The organism is Streptomyces sp. NPDC088387, from assembly GCF_044753385.1.
In the GTDB taxonomy this organism is placed as follows: Bacteria; Actinomycetota; Actinomycetes; order Streptomycetales; family Streptomycetaceae; genus Streptomyces.
The window spans coordinates 135739-151737 of record NZ_JBIVNC010000009.1 but is presented as its reverse complement, the minus strand read 5'-3'; the positions used below and the strand labels follow the sequence as shown (position 1 = coordinate 151737).

At 69.0% G+C, this 15999-nt stretch carries 19 protein-coding genes; 8 read left to right on the top strand and 11 right to left on the bottom strand.

What is annotated here, in order from left to right:
- Positions 1-3 precede the first annotated feature (3 nt).
- A complete protein-coding gene (locus ACIQAC_RS24370; RefSeq protein WP_402194113.1) occupies positions 4-477 on the top strand; it encodes a very short patch repair endonuclease in 474 nt (157 codons plus the stop codon).
- Here the strand turns inward: ACIQAC_RS24370 and ACIQAC_RS24365 are convergent, their stop codons facing one another.
- Entirely contained in the window at positions 478-1695 is a 1218-nt protein-coding gene (locus ACIQAC_RS24365; RefSeq protein WP_402194112.1) for a DNA cytosine methyltransferase, read from the bottom strand.
- Between the two features lie 162 nt (positions 1696-1857).
- On the opposite strand from ACIQAC_RS24365, the gene ACIQAC_RS24360 reads away from it, so the two are divergent.
- Positions 1858-2610, top strand: coding sequence for an HNH endonuclease (locus tag ACIQAC_RS24360; RefSeq protein WP_402194110.1), 753 nt, complete (start codon positions 1858-1860; stop codon positions 2608-2610).
- Here the strand turns inward: ACIQAC_RS24360 and ACIQAC_RS24355 are convergent.
- Positions 2607-3236 (bottom strand): ATP-binding protein, encoded by a 630-nt coding sequence (locus ACIQAC_RS24355; protein WP_402194109.1) that lies wholly within the window; start codon positions 3234-3236, stop codon positions 2607-2609. The genes ACIQAC_RS24360 and ACIQAC_RS24355 overlap by 4 nt on opposite strands.
- 218 nt (positions 3237-3454) lie before the next feature.
- On the opposite strand from ACIQAC_RS24355, the gene ACIQAC_RS24350 reads away from it, so the two are divergent.
- Positions 3455-4300 carry a helix-turn-helix domain-containing protein gene (locus tag ACIQAC_RS24350; protein ID WP_402194108.1) on the top strand — a complete coding sequence of 282 codons (846 nt, stop codon included), beginning with the start codon at positions 3455-3457 and terminating at the stop codon, positions 4298-4300.
- Positions 4301-4504, top strand: coding sequence for a DUF397 domain-containing protein (locus ACIQAC_RS24345; protein ID WP_402194107.1), 204 nt, complete (start codon positions 4301-4303; stop codon positions 4502-4504).
- Positions 4505-4567: 63 nt separating this feature from the next.
- Here ACIQAC_RS24345 and ACIQAC_RS24340 read toward each other — a convergent pair whose 3' ends face one another.
- The gene (locus tag ACIQAC_RS24340; RefSeq protein WP_402194106.1) at positions 4568-4852 is read right to left on the bottom strand and encodes a hypothetical protein; all 285 of its coding nucleotides are present in this window, start codon (positions 4850-4852) and stop codon (positions 4568-4570) included.
- 254 nt (positions 4853-5106) lie between these two features.
- Between ACIQAC_RS24340 and ACIQAC_RS24335 the strand changes: the two genes are divergently transcribed.
- Complete coding sequence (locus ACIQAC_RS24335; protein ID WP_402194105.1) at positions 5107-5706, top strand: hypothetical protein; 600 nt, start codon at positions 5107-5109, stop codon at positions 5704-5706.
- Positions 5707-5731: 25 nt separating this feature from the next.
- Here the strand turns inward: ACIQAC_RS24335 and ACIQAC_RS24330 are convergent, their stop codons facing one another.
- The gene (locus ACIQAC_RS24330) at positions 5732-6301 is read right to left on the bottom strand and encodes a pyridoxamine 5'-phosphate oxidase family protein (protein ID WP_402194104.1); all 570 of its coding nucleotides are present in this window, start codon (positions 6299-6301) and stop codon (positions 5732-5734) included.
- A 189-nt stretch (positions 6302-6490) separates the two neighbouring features.
- On the opposite strand from ACIQAC_RS24330, the gene ACIQAC_RS24325 reads away from it, so the two are divergent.
- Positions 6491-6799 (top strand): hypothetical protein, encoded by a 309-nt coding sequence (locus ACIQAC_RS24325; RefSeq protein WP_402194102.1) that lies wholly within the window; start codon positions 6491-6493, stop codon positions 6797-6799.
- 49 nt (positions 6800-6848) lie between these two features.
- On the opposite strand, the gene ACIQAC_RS24320 is transcribed toward ACIQAC_RS24325, so the two are convergent.
- Positions 6849-7793, bottom strand: a complete 945-nt coding sequence (locus ACIQAC_RS24320; protein ID WP_402194101.1) for a GlxA family transcriptional regulator — start codon at positions 7791-7793, stop codon at positions 6849-6851.
- A 154-nt stretch (positions 7794-7947) separates the two neighbouring features.
- On the opposite strand from ACIQAC_RS24320, the gene ACIQAC_RS24315 reads away from it, so the two are divergent.
- Both ACIQAC_RS24315 and ACIQAC_RS24310 read left to right on the top strand, forming a co-directional pair.
- Complete coding sequence (locus tag ACIQAC_RS24315; RefSeq protein WP_402194100.1) at positions 7948-8397, top strand: hypothetical protein; 450 nt, start codon at positions 7948-7950, stop codon at positions 8395-8397.
- A 170-nt stretch (positions 8398-8567) separates the two neighbouring features.
- Positions 8568-9590 (top strand): alpha/beta hydrolase fold domain-containing protein, encoded by a 1023-nt coding sequence (locus ACIQAC_RS24310; protein WP_402194099.1) that lies wholly within the window; start codon positions 8568-8570, stop codon positions 9588-9590.
- A gap of 33 nt (positions 9591-9623) precedes the next feature.
- Here ACIQAC_RS24310 and ACIQAC_RS24305 read toward each other — a convergent pair whose 3' ends face one another.
- From ACIQAC_RS24305 to ACIQAC_RS24280, 6 genes are all read right to left on the bottom strand, one after another.
- Entirely contained in the window at positions 9624-10592 is a 969-nt protein-coding gene (locus tag ACIQAC_RS24305; RefSeq protein WP_402194098.1) for a PfkB family carbohydrate kinase, read from the bottom strand.
- Positions 10589-12163 carry a purine-cytosine permease family protein gene (locus tag ACIQAC_RS24300; protein ID WP_402194097.1) on the bottom strand — a complete coding sequence of 525 codons (1575 nt, stop codon included), beginning with the start codon at positions 12161-12163 and terminating at the stop codon, positions 10589-10591. Before ACIQAC_RS24300 ends, ACIQAC_RS24305 begins: the two co-directional genes overlap by 4 nt.
- A 98-nt stretch (positions 12164-12261) precedes the next feature.
- A complete protein-coding gene (locus ACIQAC_RS24295; protein ID WP_402194095.1) occupies positions 12262-13281 on the bottom strand; it encodes an ADP-ribosylglycohydrolase family protein in 1020 nt (339 codons plus the stop codon).
- Positions 13278-13997 carry a GntR family transcriptional regulator gene (locus ACIQAC_RS24290; RefSeq protein WP_402194093.1) on the bottom strand — a complete coding sequence of 240 codons (720 nt, stop codon included), beginning with the start codon at positions 13995-13997 and terminating at the stop codon, positions 13278-13280. The genes ACIQAC_RS24295 and ACIQAC_RS24290 overlap by 4 nt, the downstream gene beginning before the upstream one ends.
- Positions 13998-14079: 82 nt before the next feature.
- Positions 14080-14445 (bottom strand): VOC family protein, encoded by a 366-nt coding sequence (locus ACIQAC_RS24285; RefSeq protein WP_402194092.1) that lies wholly within the window; start codon positions 14443-14445, stop codon positions 14080-14082.
- A 33-nt stretch (positions 14446-14478) separates the two neighbouring features.
- Positions 14479-15969: an MFS transporter gene (locus tag ACIQAC_RS24280; protein WP_402194090.1), complete on the bottom strand. Its 1491-nt coding sequence runs from the start codon at positions 15967-15969 to the stop codon at positions 14479-14481.
- Between the last annotated feature and the right edge of the window lie 30 nt (positions 15970-15999).

Sequence of the window (15999 nt, the reverse complement as noted above, 5' to 3'; positions counted from 1 at the left end):
AGCATGGTCAGCAATGAGATCTGGGAGCCTCCCGCAGGCTCTTGGGCCTCTTCAGCTGCTCGCCGACGAAACATGCAAGCTATCCGCAGCCGAGATACCACCCCTGAACGGCTGATCCGCCGACTCGTCCATGCCCAGGGGTTGCGCTACCGAGTAGCCGCCAGGCCCCTGCCAGACCTCCGTCGTACAGCCGACATGGTCTTCCGTCCGGCGAAGGTCGCCGTCTTCATCGATGGCTGCTACTGGCACGGATGCCCCGAGCACTATGTTCCTCCCCGGACCAACCCTGGCTACTGGTCCGACAAAGTCGCCAGAAATGTCGCCCGCGACCGGGACACCGACCAGCGCCTTACAGAGGCTGGCTGGACGGTGCTCCGGTTCTGGGAACATGAGCCATCCGAGGAGTGCGCTGCGCACATTGCGGCTGAGGTCGAGAAGCACCGCAGTGCCTTGCAGAAGAGACTGTCCGGCAGCTGATCAGGTCTTCTTCGGATCACGTTCTCGTGCTGCCCTGAGCACGTCGATGATCGACTTACCGACAGCCCTGGCGACTGGCGGAGGGAACGCGTTCCCCACCTGCCGGTACTGCGCAGTCTTGCCGCCGGAAAAGTCCCATTCCTGCGGGAATCCCTGGATGATGGCAGCCTGCCGCACAGTCAGCATCGGACCATCAGAACCGAACAGGTCTCGCTCCTCGGTTTCCTTTTTCGCGCACATATCGATGTCGTTGGCTACGCCCATGCCCGAGACACCGAGCTGTTTCCAGGCCGCCTTCGCGCGACTTGGCCCAAGGTCAGCACCGCCGTGCTTCTTCGAGCCGCCGACAAGAGTGGGTGCGATCCCTCCGCCCTTCCCCTTGAGCTCAGCATCGCGTTTGGTTGCCTTCGCGAGCCACCGGTCATAGGCAGCATGGGCGCGCTCCGAGTGAAGCCCGCCGAAGTACCGCTTATACCGCTCATGCATCGTCGGTTCAAGACTCTTTGCAACGCTTACCGGATCCTCGTGAGTCGCCGTAGGCCACTCGTACTTGAGGTCCTTGATGACGTCATCGCGGAATGCAACGAGGATGGCCCGCGGACGGAGCTGGGGGACGCCGAAGTCACTGGCCTCCAGGACACCCCACTTGCATACGGTGTAGCCGAGGCCCTTCACCCGGACCATTTGTCCGTCTTCTTCGCGGTACGTTCCGCCCTGGAGCCGAGCCGTGATCCAGTCGCGGTAGTCCGAGAATTTGGGATCCATGATCCCGCGTACGTTCTCGATCATGACCGCCCGCGGCTCAAGAGCTTCGACCAGCTCAAGCATACGCGGGAACAGATCCCGTTCGTCGTCCTTGCCAAGTTGCTTGCCTGCATGGGAGAACGGCGGACACGGCACGCCGCCCGCGAGAAGATCCAAGCCGTCCCGCTTCAGCAGTCCGGCACTCTTCTGCACATCCCGGTGTGGATCAAACTTCTTCACGTCAGCTGACAGCACGTCACAGTGGACCCGCTCCCAGGCCCACACCTCATGATCTTCGATGTTCAGCTTGAGCGTCTCCACCGCATGCTGGTCAATCTCAACCAGCGCCAGGTGCCCGAAGCCTGCCTGATGCAGTCCGATGGCCTGCCCTCCGGCTCCGGCGCAGATCTCGATCGACGTGAACTCAGGCTCCGTCGCCGCGCTGGCGCCCGCGGATTCCTTCGTGTGGGTCATGCCCCCTCCTTACAAGCCGAACAGCGGCAGACTCAGTTTGCAATCCACCATCACTGAGGGTGACAGACCCCACTGACAACGAGACCTCACTAAGTGTGCAGTACGCATCGAGGTTCGCCGCACGCACCCTCCGACACGCCGAACACTCATACGATATTGCGCATGCGGATACCTGTGTGGACCGAGGACGAACTCGTGCTGGCTGGAGCCCTCGTCGTGAGGAACGGCTGGCGGGAGCTGCGCACGCACGATCCGGAGGTCCGGGAACTGTCCGGACTGCTTCGCTCGCTGCCTATCCACGGCGCGGAAGCACGTGGTCTGCCTGAGTTCCGGTCTTTCGGCAGCGTCAGCCGCAAGACCACCGACTTCATGACGAACCACCCGCTGTACCCCGGAAAGCCGACCCGGTGCGGTGCGCCCACGCTTCTCATGATCGAGGCCTTTACGCGGCGCGAAACTGAGTTGCTCCAGGCGGCCCAGGCCATCGAGGAAGGCATCGGTTCTGGCGAGCTCCAGCTGCTCGCCCCGCAGCCCGACGAAGTCGACGAGACCGGCGCCACGGCCATCGAGGGACGCCTCCTCGTCCGCAGGGCACTCGCCCGGGAGCGGGACCCGAAGCTGCGCGCGCTGAAGATCGCGCAAGTGCGCCGCAGCGGAGCCCCGCTCCAATGCGAGGTCTGCGACTTCGACTTCGCGCGCACCTATGGCAGAGACCTGGGCGACGGTTACATCGAAGTGCACCACGTCATCCCTCTTCACGTTGCTGGGGCCAGGAAGACGAGCCTCGACGATCTCGCGTGCCTGTGTGCCAACTGCCATCGCATGTGCCACAGGAGCCTTCCGGGAGAATCCTGGCGTACGCCGGCCTCCCTTCGCGAGCGGATCGGGAAGCCCGCATCGTCGGCAGCCCACTAGGCCGCCTCTGCTTCCGCCTCGTAGTGCATCTGGGCCCGTTCAAGAACATCGTCCGGGTCATGGCCCTGCGCCGAGGTCCAGTGGAGCAAATCGGCAATCAACTCCACCGCCGATTCGTGGAGGTCCGTCGCCCGGCCCTGCCGTTTCCTCCCGTCATCCCACACCCCCCGGTAGCCATCGAGGGCTGCGACCGCCCGCTCGATGCGCCGACAGTCGGTGCCTCCGTTCACCGGAACCTCGCACCAGACTGCCTTCCCCGCCGCCGTAAGGACCGCACCCCAGTCCGTCGCCATGGTTGCGAGGAGGTGCAGGCCACGACCGCACTCCGCATCACAGTCAGCCAGTTGCAGGAACGGCAACTCAGCGCTTCTGTCGTGAACTTCCAAACGCAGTCGCTCACACCGCCACTCCAGCACCAGCGTCGCGATAGCGCCTTCGCCGACGTGCTTGACCACATTCGTCGCCAGTTCTGTCACCAGCAGTTCAGCCTCTTCTAAGCCAGCTGAGAAGCCCCACCGGCTCAGTTGCTTCGTGGCGGCTCTGCGAAGCAGGCGTACCTCCGAGGGCGCCGCCTCAAAGGGCAGGACACAGCGGAGTCGGGGTTCGGTCACATCGGAGCTGGGCACAGCCACTCCTCCCTCCCAAGCCACGCACGCGCATGTACTTGCCGTATCCGATCGGCTGCCCTGCGTAGCTGCTTGCGATCGAGCATGACACAGAGAAATCTCTCTATGTAACTTCTCACGAGAATCCATCGAGTGAATCTGATGGTCGTCGCGTCCCCTCCTGCCTAGCCTTGCGAAGGATCTCCGGGCTACCGCCCGGCGCACGGCGAAGGAGCCGAATGTCCGAACGGACCACAACACGCCGCCGCCAACTAGGTGCCACGATGCGCAAGTTGCGCGCCAGAAGGGGCCTAACCCTGGAAGAGGCAGGACAGCTCGTCGGCGTGTCCAAAGCGACAGTCAGCCGCTACGAGACTCAAGCCGGCCCAGTCAAATGGATCGTCGTCGACGCACTGTGCCGTGAGTACGGAGCCACCGACGCCGAGCGACAGGCGGTCGTGCGCTTGGCGAAGGACGCCAGGCAACAGGGTTGGTGGAGCTCTTTCGCAGACTCCATCCCAGAGAGCATGAACCTGATGCTCACGCTTGAGGACGAAGCCGTACGCGAGAGCCACTTCTCGTGCGTGTACGTCCCGGGGCTCCTTCAGACGCGCGCTTACAGCACCGCCGTACAGAGGGCGAACGAAGTCCCGTTGGAAGCGGCCGAGATCGAACGCCTCGTCGACATCCGGATGAGGCGGCAGGAGCTCTTGAACCGTCCGAAGCCGCCGCACCTGTGGGCGATCCTCGACGAGTCCGTGGTCCGCAGGGTCGTCGGGTCACCGCATGTGATGAGAGAACAGCTGGATCGACTGCTTGAGGCAAACGAGTCCCTTCACATCACGCTTCAGATCCTGCCGTTCGCCAAGGGAGCGCACTCTGCTGCTCTGGGGACCTTCGTCATCATCGGTGGCGTCGAGCCGATGCTGGACGTCGTGTACGTCGACTTCCTCACGGGCTCCCTCTTCCTGGAGAAGGAGAAGGAACTGGACCGCTACAGACTTGCGTTCGAGTACCTCCGCGCACAAGCGTTGGACATGGAGGCTTCCTCCGCCATGATTCATCGCGCTCGCAAGGAGTTGTGAATGTCCGCTGGCTCGCAGCACTTTCCCGAACTTTCCTGGTTCAAGTCGTCCTACAGCGGGGGCAATACGACGGAATGCGTCGAAGCCGCTTTCATAGCTCTCGGCGTGCTCATACGAGACTCCAAGCGGCCAGAGCATGCACAGCTGATCTTCTCGCCGGACGCATGGACGGGCTTCCTGGAAGGCTCGGGACCGGTTGGCTGACATCCTTCGCGCCTGAGCTGATGAACGTGATGCTGCAATATCTCAGCCGTCCAAAGGCAGCGTTCACAACTCCGGTGCCAGCCATGTAAGCCGCAGCAGCGCTGCCGCCGCCAGCCCCGCAGGGATCCCGTACCACCATTTCCTCAGCCACGGCGCCGAAACGAACAGCCACGTCAGCGTTGTTTGGAACGCGCAGCCGAGCAGGGCGACCAGCGCGCTGGCGCTGGAGTTGGTGACGGCCTGGTCGTCCCAAGGGCCGTCCGGCTGGACCATGTAGGCAAGGAGGACGAAGTTGCCGGTGACCGCTGTGACAGCGACAAGGATCAACGCACACACGGCAGCCCCCATGCGCCCCGAAGGTGCCGGAGTCCGGTTCTCGTACGGATCGGTCCTCGGATGGGAGCCCATCTCGGCACACCTTGCCTCTCTTCCAGCTCTCCAGGAAAGCACCGACCTTATGCCAGGACGTACGGCGTCGCCGGGCACCGAGGTTCCTCCCCGGCTCCACCGCACGCGCGAATTCGCGGCATTCATGGACCCCCAAGCCACCCCGCTGGCCGAATTGCGCAGTCGTCTCGCCACTCTCTGTGTACCGTGCCTCAATGGCTGACAGTGATGAGGCCCGGTTGGGGAAGGAAGCCGCTCGGCGGCTGGCCGCGCTTCCGGGGTGTGAGATTGCCGTCGGGCTGAGTGACGCCGAGTTTCGGAGGATCGAGGCCGCGTACGGCTTTGCGTTCTCGGCGGATCATCGGGCGTTCCTCGCCCAGGGGTTGCCCCTTGCGTCGCCGCCCAAGAAGGGGGCCGCCTGGGAGCAGCCGTGGCCCGACTGGCGGGACGGGGACCCCGAGGATCTGCGGTACCGGCTGGAGTGGCCGGTGCGCGAGGTGTTGCGGGACGTGGAGCTCGGGGGCTGGAACGCGCGGGCGTTCGGTGCGCGGCCCCGGGGGCTGACCGCGGCCGTGGAGGCCGCCCGGCGGAAGCTGGCCCAGGCGCCGGCCCTCGTGCCGGTGTACGGGCACCGGTTTCTGCCGGGGGGCTCCGGGGCGTCCGGCCATCCCCTGTTGTCGGTGTGGGGCACCGACATCCGCTGCTACAGCGACGATCTCGTCGACTGGGTCGAGCGGGAGTTCGTGGGGCTGGACGACGGCGGCCCCTGGGAGGCCGACCCGACCGTCGCCGTCTGGGCCGACTTCATCGCGTAGCCCCCCAACCTCGCCCACCTCGCCCTCACCCCGTGAAACTCCAGCGTGTCTGGCTGAACCCGCCCTCCCTGCCGAATCCGAACGCCGTCCGGGGCGCGACCCGGTACACCACCGCCCGGCCCGCCTCCTCGGCGCCCTCCGTCGAGGGTGGGGCCGCCGACGAGTCGGGGGTGACGAACACCCCGTCCCCGACCTCGTAGTGCCAGTCCGGGCCGTACTTCGTCTCCCACGCCGCCGCCAGTTCGCGCAGCCGGCCGTCGTCGGTGACGCGGACCGACTCGCCCTCCACGACCAGGTCGCAGCCCTCGGCGTAGCGGTTGGTGCCGGTGGTGAGGACGACGTACGGGTTGGTGTCGAGGTTGAGGCCCTTGCGTTCCGTCGCGCCGGTGGAGAAGTGGAGGGCCCCGTCGAGCCACACCGTCATCAGCGGGGTGACGTGCGGGCGGCCGTCGGGGCGTACGGTCGCCACCCAGGAGATCTCGGCCGCCGCGAGCTCCGCCACCGCCTCGGCCCAGGGTTTCGGCGCCGCGCCGGGCGAGCTGTACCGGGTGTCCAGATCGGTCTTCGGGCCCTGTGAGTCCGCCTGCGGAGACATGGAGGGCTCCTCTCTGTCGCCGATGCCATCCATCATTCCCGTATGCCCGCCACCCGCCAATCCGCGCACGCGGGCGCCCGCGTTAGCCTCGACCGGTAGATCCCCTACTCGGGGGATCCCCGCGCACAGGAGATCCCCGTACTCAGGAGATCTCCGTACCCGGGATATCCCCGTAATCAGGAGGCAGCCATGGCCAGGGTTCCCAGCGCGCTCGTCGCGGCGAGTGGGCTTGTCGGTGGGTACGGTGTCGCCCGCTGGACCAGGAAGCGGGAGCTCGGCGGGGCCGTGCTGGCCGTCGCGGGGGCCGCGGCGGCGACCCAGTGGCGGGCGCGGGCCGGCGGAAAGGCCGCGGGCGCGCTGACGGCGGCCTACGTCGTCGGGTTCGGCGCCTCGCATCCGCTCGCCAAGAAGGTCGGCGCCTGGCCGGCCGTCCTCGGGGTGGCCGGAGCCGTGGCCCTCGCCTCCTGGGCCGTCGCCGACCGACGCCGGCAGGCCTGAGCCCTCCCCACGAGGATCCCCGCGCCCTTCCCACGAAGGCCCCGGAGATCTACGACGATCTGAACGCCCGCCGGTACCCCTGCGGACTCGTCCCCACCACCCTCCGGAACCGTTCCCGGAACGCCGTCGGTGACCCGAACCCCGCCTGGCTCGCGATCCGTTCCACCGAGTACGGCGTCGTCTCCAGCAGATGCTGGGCGCGCCGCACCCGCGCCCGGTGCAGCCACTGGAGGGGCGTGGTGCCGGTCTGTTCGCGGAAGCGGCGGTTGAGCGTGCGGGTGCTCATGCCCGCCCGGCCCGCGATCTCCTCCAGGGTGAGATCGCGGTCGCAGTGCTCCTCCATCCAGTTCAGCAGGGGCTCCATGGTCGCGCCGGCCGGCGCCGGTGGCCGGTCGTGGACGATGAACTGGGCCTGCCCGCCCTCCCGTTCGAGCGGCATGACCGACATCCGGGCCGCGTGCGCGGCGACCGCCGAGCCGTAGTCCCGGCGCACCATGTGCAGGCACATGTCCAGCGCCGCGGCGGCGCCCGCCGACGTCAGGAACTGGCCGTTGTCGACGTACAGGACGTTCGGGTCCACCGTCACCCTCGGGTAGCGCTCGGCCAGGTCCGGCGCGGCGATCCAGTGGGTCGTGGCGCGCAGGCCGTCCAGCAGGCCGGTCGCGGCGAAGAGGAACGCGCCGACGCAGACCGACGCGATCCGCGTACCGTTCGCCGCCGCCTCGCACAGCGCCTCGGTGACGCCGGGTGGCAGGGTCTCGGGCGGGTCCTCCACGCCGGGCAGGATGATCGTGTCGGCCTCGGCGAGCAGTTCGAGACCGTACGGCGCCCGGATCGAGAACGGTCCCGACGCCACCTCCTCCCGCTCCGCGCAGACCCGCACCCGGTAGGCCTCCCGGCCGTCCGGCAGCCGGGCCCACCCGAAGGCGTCGATCGGCGCGGAGAGGTCGAAGGGGATCACCCGGTCCAGGGCCAGTACGGCGACGGTGTGCATGGCCAGACAGTAGGCCTACGACGGGTTCCGGCCAAGCCCGTGGCTACGGCAATCAGGCCCATGCATGTCGCCCCAGCAGGCTGGCGAGAATCCATTGGACCTTGGCATTCCCGCCACTTCTCCTTGATCCGGGACTTCCCTACCGTCGGGTCCCGTGACCAAGTTCCTGCTCAGCGTCCATGTCCTCGCCGCGATCATCGCCATCGGCCCGGTGACCGTCGCGGCCAGCATGTTCCCGCCCGCCGCACGCCGCGCCCTGGCCGCGCCCGACGACCACAGGGCCACCGGGACGGTGGCGCTGCTGCACCGGATCTGCCAGGTGTACGCGACGTTCGGTGTGGTCGTGCCGGTCTTCGGGCTGGCCACGGGCAGCGCGATGGGGGTGCTCGGGGACACCTGGCTGATCACGTCGATCGTGCTGACGGTGCTGGCCGCCGCCGTACTGATGGCGCTCGTACTGCCCCGGCAGAGCACGCTCGCGGAGGGGCGGGGGTCGCGCGAGACGACCGTACAACTCGCCATGTTCACCGGTGTGTTCAACCTGCTGTGGGCGACGGTGACCGTGCTGATGATCGTGCGGCCCGGGTCGACGACGGGCGCGTAGCCCCTGTTCACACAGGGCTCGGACAGGGCTCGGACAGGCCCGTACAGGCTCGCGGCCCAGGTGAGCGGTGCTCGCACCAAACGACGCGCGAACCCTTGTGGAGAAAACTTCTCCACTTTAGCGTTCACCTCCGACGCGATGGACTTCGGCTGATCGCCAAGGAGTTACGCATGCCCTCTGCTCTGAGATCGCACCTCAAGCGCACGGTCGCCATGCTGGCGGCGTCGGCCTGTCTCGGGCTGCTTGTCGCTTCGGCGGACGCGAGCGCGACCGACCGGAACACCGACCGCGGCACCGGGACCACCGTCGCGAAGGCGAGCGGCTACACCAGCCACACCAACGTGGCCTACGCCTCCGGCGGCAGCCAGGTCCTCGACCTGTATCTGCCGGACGACGGCCGCAGGTCGCGCCCCCTCGTCGTCTACGTCCACGGCGGTGGCTGGGGCGGCGGGGACAAGACCGAGTTGCAGGGGATTCCCGAGTGGGACTCCCTGCTGTCCCAGGGCTTCGCCGTCGCCTCGGTGAACTACACACTGAGCCCGACCGCCGTGTTCCCCCAGCAGATCCACGAGGTCAAGTCCGCGATCCGCTACCTGCGCGCCAACGGCTCCCGCTACGGCCTCAGCGGCCGGGTCGGCGTGTGGGGCGGATCCGCCGGGGCCCAGATCGCGTCCCTGGTGGGCACCAGCTGCGGGGTCCGCTCGCTGGAGGGCACCATCGGTACGACCGGCCCGTCGAGCTGTGTCGACGCGGTGGTCGACCTTTCGGGACCGAACGACTTCACGGACCTGGCCGACAACCCGATGCTGGCCGGCGCGGTGGCCTCCTACCTCGGTTGCCCGTCCGGGATCGAGTCGTGCTCGGACGCCGTGCTGAGGCAGGCCAGTCCCCTGACCCATCTGTCGTCCGGGCGGCGGCCACCGGCCTTCCTCATCGGACACGGCGACGCCGACACCCTCATCTCCATCGAGCAGAGCCAGGTGCTGTACTCGGCGCTCAAGCGCGTCTGCGGGAACGTCAGTTTCTTCACCCTGCACGGACAGGACCACTTCTTCCCGTTCTCCGGCGCCCTCTCGGAGCCCTACCCGGCCCGGACCGTGCAGACGTCCAAGTACTGCTCACCGACCCGGACCAGCACCGAGCCACCGCTCGGCCTGACCACCCTGGGCTCCTTCTTCCGCGCCCACCTGTAGGGACACGGTCTCGAACAAGTCCCCCGCCACCGGTCAGCCCTCCAGCAGCGCCGCCACGTCCCCCGCGCCGGCCGCCCTCGCGAACGCGATCAGTTCCGCTCGCGTCGGCGCCGTCGCGGGGCCCCGGCGCGTCACCGCGAAAGCCGCCGCCGCGTTCGCCGTCCGCGCGGCGGCGACCGGCTGCACGCCCTCGCCGAGCAGCGCGAGGAACGCGCCCACATGGGCGTCGCCCGCCCCGTTGCTGTCCACGGCCGTCACCGGGAAGCCGGGCACGTGCACGGGGGCGGTGCCGTCGGGCGGGGCGAGCCAGCAGCCGTCCCGGTCGGCGCGGACCAGTACCCCGGCGCCCGGCGCGAGCCGCTCACGCAGCACGGACGCCGCGGTCGCGGGGTCGTCGTGACCGGACATCAGCCGGGCCTCGCGCGCGTTGGCGCTCAGCCAGTCCGTCCTGGCCAGTACGGGTTTCAGTACGGCCGCCGGGATGTCCGCCACCAGCGGCGCCGGATCCAGGCAGAGCGTGACGCCGGGCGGCAGTTCGCTCGCGAAGGCGGACAGCAGGGGGCCGTTGACCGGCATCACGAGTCCGTAGCCGGACAGCTGGACCAGGTCGGGCGCGCGCACCTCCGCGGCGATGGCCCGGACGTCCGCCCCGGTCATCTCGGCGTCGACACCGAAGCTCGTCACGAACGTCCGCTCGCCGCCGGCGTCCACCAGGGCCACGGTGAACCCGGTGTCGCCGTCCGTACGGGCCGGCAGCAGCGTCGGTACCCCCTCGGCGGCGAGCGCGGCACGGACCAGGTCGCCGTAGGGGCCGGTGCCGTGCAGTCCCGCGAAGACGGTCCGGGCGCCGAGCCGGCCGGCCGCGACGAGGGTGTTGAAGCCGCCGCCCGCGGTCACCTCCGTGCGGGTGCCGATGACGTCGCCGCCGCGTTCGGGCAGCGCGGGCACCTCGATCACGAGGTCGGCGATGACGTTGCCCGCCAGGATCACGCGTGCGCTCACCGGTTCGTCCCTTCCACCGCGGGCGTGTCCGCCTCGGGCGCTGTAGTTTCCGGCGCTGTTGTTTCCGGGCCTGCCGTCTCCGGGTCTGCCGTCTCCGGGTCTGCCGTCTCCGGGTCTGCCGGGCGGCCGCCCAGCAGGGCGTACAGCAGGGCGCCGACGGCAAGGGAGATCGCCCAGCCGAGGCCGTTCGTGCCGAGCCAGGTGAGGGCCCACGGGCCCGCGAACCACACGTCGTCGGCGCTGGTCGAGGCCTCCGTGAACAGCAGACCCGTGACGATGGCCACCGCCCAGGCGAGCACCGCGGGGATCCGGAAGCCGCCGGTGTACCAGTACCGGCTGGTGCGGGAGGTGTCCATGAGGGCGGCGGAGTCGTACCTGCGGCCCCGCGCGGAGTCCACCAGGGACACGCCGACCCACGCCGAGATCGGCACCGCGAGCAGGGTGAGGAACGTGGAGAACGGACCGTAGAAGTCCTCCGCGATCAGCATGAAGTAGATGCCGCCGAGGAACATCAGGACGACGTCGAGGGTCACCGCCCAGTGCCGGCGCACCCGCAGGCCCAGGGTGAGCATGGTCAGGCCGGCCGAGTAGGTGGACAGGTGGTTCGACATCAGCAGTCCGCCGAACGCGGCGATCAGATAGGGCACGGCCATCCACGACGGCAGCATGCCGTTGATCGCGGCGACCGGGTCGGAGGCGTTGGCCAGGGTGCCGTCGCCCGCGGAGAGCAGCGAGCCCAGCGAGATCAGCAGCACCAGCGGGATGCCGGCGCCGAACGCCGAGGCCGTCACCAGCCGGCCGCCGGGGATCTTCCGGGGCAGGTAACGGGCGTAGTCCGCGCCCGCGTTGGCCCAGCCGATGCCCGTACCCGCGGCGATGAAGCCGATACCGGCGACGACACTGCTCGCGGGTCCCGCGTCCACACCGAGGACCTTGTCCCAGTCGACGGTCGCGACGAGGAAGCCCATCACGATCAGGTTCAGCACGCCGAAGACGATCGTGGCCCACTTGTTGATCCACATGATCGTGGCGTGGCCGAGGCCGCTGATCAGCAGGGTGCAGCCGATGAAGACCAGCAGGGAGATCACCGACAGCACGGTGTTCTGGTGCCAGCCGAAGATCCACTGGAAGAGGGCGAGCAGCGCGTAGGCGGCGGTGGTCGTCGAGATCGTCTCCCAGCCGATCCGGCTGAGCCAGCTGATCAGTGTCGGACCGGCGTTGCCGCGCTGTCCGAACACCGAGCGGGACAGGGTCAGCGCGGGCGCGCCGCCCTTCTTGCCCGCGAGGCTGAGCACACCCACCAGCGCGAACGAGCCGACCGAGCCGATCACGGCGACGAGCATCGCCTGCCAGATGTTCAGGCCGCGGAAGGCGACGAGGGTCGCGCCGAGCGGAAGTCCCAGGATGGAGATGTTGGCGGCGAACCAGGTCCAGAACATCTGGATGGCCTGGCCGTGCCGCTCCTCGTCGGGGACCGGCTCGATCCCGCGTGCCTCGATGGCTCCGACCTGGTCGTTGACGCCTTCTGCCGTGTTGGTGCCGACGTGATCGTTCGTCGTCGAAGCGGTCATGACGGAACCTCCTTGCCTCGTAGCCTCATGCCTCGTACGGAGGGACTGGTGTCGCGCCGGGTGCCGGCCGGGCCGGCGGCGCGGGGTGCGCGTGCGCGTCAGCGCAGCGCGAGCAGGCGCTCCGTGAGGGGCTCGAGCTCAAGTTCGTTGACGGTACGGAGGGTGTCCACCGCGTCCCGGGGCAGCGCCGCGAGTCCGGCCACGGACCCGGCCACCGCGCCGGCGATCGCGGCGATGGTGTCGCTGTCGCCGCCGAGGTTCGCCGCGAGCAGGCAGCTGCGCCACGGGTCGCCGCCGGTCACGGAGAGCACCGCGAACGCGGCCGGTACGGACTCCTGGCTGGCCACGCTGGTGCCGACGAGCGAGCTCACCAGGTCCAGCGCCTGCGCCTCGGGGACGCCCCTGACCAGCTCGGACGCCCAGCCGATCCGGGCGGCGATGTCCGCGCCGGCGATCCAGTGGCCACGCCGGGCGCCGGCCCGCGCGGCCTCGGTCGCGGCGGCCACGGCGTCCTCCAGGGTGCCGCCGCCGACGCCGGTGCTGACGGCCGCGGCGACGGCCGCCGCTCCGGCGATCCCGACGGTGGTGTCGTGGGTGACCTGGCAGGACTCGACGACCCGGTCCAGGAAGGCGTCCAGGGGCTCGGCGCGGCACGCGATGCCGACGGGGGTGACCCGCATGGCCGCCCCGTTGGTGCTGCCGTGCTTTCCGGCCTCCTCGGGCGGGACACCGCGGGCCACCGCGTCCAGGGCGGCCTTCGTGGAGGGGCCGAGGAGGTCGAAGGAACCCTTCGCCTTCATCTCCTTCTCCCAGTCGAGCAGTTCGTGCGCGAACCGGAGCGGGTCGATGTGCCCGCCGCCCGCCACGAGGAGCCGGCCCACGATCACGGCCTGGTCGGTGTCGTCGGTGACGGACCCTGCGGGCATCCCGGCGCTGACCGGGTTGTCCGGGCCGGCCGGGGCGAAGCCGGTGAGAGTGCCGTAGGCGCGGACGACGTCGTCGCGGGACATCACCTGGGTGGGCATACCGAGCGCGTCGCCCATGGCGAGGCCGTAGAACGCGCCGAGGGCGCGGTCGCGGGTGCTGCTGTCGACAGGGGTGCTGTGGGTGGTGGTCACCGGCGGTCTCCTCGCCCCGAGCGGATGTGCAGTTGGAACCTGGCGGGGTCGAGCAGGCTCGTCACCTGCTCGACGACGGACTCGTCGGCGGCCCGGTACACCTGGTCCAGGTGCAGGAAGGACTCGCCGGGGGTACGGCCGAGGGTCGCCGCCTGGGCCTCGTCGAGGCCGCGCACGGAGACATGGCCGTCACCGGACTCGGTGATCCGTCCCGCCGCCAGCAGGGTCTTGTTGAGCGATCCGTCGGTGAGCCCGGTCCGCGGCAGTTCGGCGAGCGCGCCGACGGCGGGGACCCGGCTGAGCTCCAGGGAGACGCCCCGGCCGTCGGGGAGCCTGCGCACCCGGTCCAGGGCGACGAACGTGTCCGCCCCGGTGCCGAGCTCCGCCGCCAGCGCGGGATCGTGCAGGGTCTCGAACCGCAGGACCTCGGTGGTCAGGTCGGCCGCGCCGCCCGCGAGCGAGCGGGTCCAGCCGAGCCGGTTGTCCAGGGGCACACCGTCGAAGGTGACGAACGAGCCTATGCCGGGGTGGGTCGCGATCAGGCCCTGCTCGCCGAGCACCTGGAGCGCCTGCCGGAGTGTCGTACGGCTGACCCCGAACCGCTTGGTCAGCGCGTGCTCCCCGGGCAGCCGCTCGCCGGTGCCGTGCACGCCGGCCCTGATCTCGTCGGCGAGCACGCGGGCGATGTGATGGCGTTTATGAACCTGTCCAGGCATGTCTAAAACGGTACTGGACATGACTGGACAGGTCTATAGGTGACGGGAAATCGGGCCACGGCCCGGTGGGGAACGGAGGGAATCAGGCGTGCGGCCCGTGGGTCAGCACGTTCACGACCCAGCCGTTCGGGGCCCGTACGAAGAAGCGCCGTACACCCCACTCCTCGTCCCGCAGCTCCCGTACGATCTCCGCGCCCGCAGCCACCACCTGCGTGTACACCGCGTCCACGTCCTCGACCTCCACGCTGAGGTCGGGGACGACGGGCGCGGTGCGCTCCTCGGTGAAGAAGCTGATCTGGGCGGTGGGGTTGGAGGCGGAGCCCAGGGTCATGATCCAGCCCAGGTTCATGACCTCCTCAAGGCCCAGCAGGGCGTAGAAGTCGCGGTTCTCCCGCATCGACTCCTCGGACCCGACCCGGATGTCCGGCATGACCCTGCGCACGCTCATGGCGGTCTCTTCTCAGTAAGGGTGATCGCGGTGTCAGGCGCGCCCGGTGGGCGTCACCGCCGCCGACAGCGGGGTGGCGATGTCCTCCAGCGACCTGCGTTCCGCCTTGACCGCGAGGAACGCCGCCACCAGGCCCGCCGCGCACATCAGGCCGGCGCCGATCTGGAAGGCGAGGACCGTGTCGCCGACCACGCCGGACTCGGTGAGGTCCGCGAAGAGCAGCGGGCCGCTGATGCCGCCGGCCGCGGTGCCGAGGGCGTAGAAGAAGGCGATGGCCATGGCGCGGGTCTCCATCGGGAAGATCTCGGAGACGGTGAGATACGCGCTGGAGGCGCCGGCCGACGCGAAGAACAGGACCACGCACCAGCAGGCCGTCATGGTCACGGCGTCCAGTGAGCCCCGGTCGAAGAGCCAGGCCGTGCCGAACAGCAGGACACCGGAGAGCAGATACGTCGACGAGATCATGATCCGGCGGCCGACGGTGTCGAAGAGCTTGCCGAGCAGCAGCGGGCCGAGGAAGTTGCCGGCGGCGATGACGGCGAAGTAGTAGCCGGTCTTGCCGGTCGGCACGTCGAAGAACGTGGTCAGGATGGTGCCGAAGCCGAAGGTGATGGCGTTGTAGAGGAACGCCTGGCCGATGAAGAGGGACAGGCCGAGGACCGCGCGCCGGGGATAGCTCTGGAAGACGGTCTTCGCGATCAGGCCGAAGCCGATGCTCTTGCGCTCGTGGATGGTGATCTCACCGGCGGGCGGCGGCAGCTTCTCGCCGTGCTCCCGCTCGATCTCCTCCTCGACGGAGGACACCAGCGCCTCCGCCTTCTCGCCGCGGCCGTGGATGAACTGCCATCGTGGGCTTTCGGGCACATGTCGCCGCACCAGCAGGATGACCAGTCCCAGCACCACACCCAGGGCGAAGCTGAGCCGCCAGCCGAGGTCCTTCGGGAAGATGGCGGTGTCCAGCATCAGGATGGACAGCAGGGCGCCGCCGATCGCGCCGAGCCAGTAGCTGCCGTTGATGATCAGGTCGACGCGGCCGCGGTACAGGGACGGGATCAGCTCGTCGATCGCGGAGTTGATGGCCGCGTACTCGCCGCCGATGCCGAAGCCGGTCAGGAACCGGAAGAGGAAGAACCACCAGGACTCGAAGGACAGCGCGGTCAGCGCGGTGGCCGTCAGATAGACCACCAGGGTCACCATGAACAGCTTCTTGCGGCCGAAGCGGTCCGTCAGCCAGCCGAAGAACAGGGCGCCCGTGCAGGCACCCGCGACATAGAGCGCGGCGGCGATACCGGTGACCTGGGCGGCGGTGATGTCGAGTCCGCTGCCCTCCTCGGCGAGCCGGCCGGCGACATTGCCGACGATCGTCACTTCGAGACCGTCCAGGATCCAGACGGTGCCGAGACCGATCACGATCATCCAGTGCCACCGGGACCACGGCAGCCGGTCGAGACGGGCCGGTACGGCAGTGGTGATGGTTCCGGTGGAGGCGGGCACAGAGTCCGGCGACGACGATTGGGCTGTCATGGCTCCCTCTCCGTTGAGCGACCCCCTCCC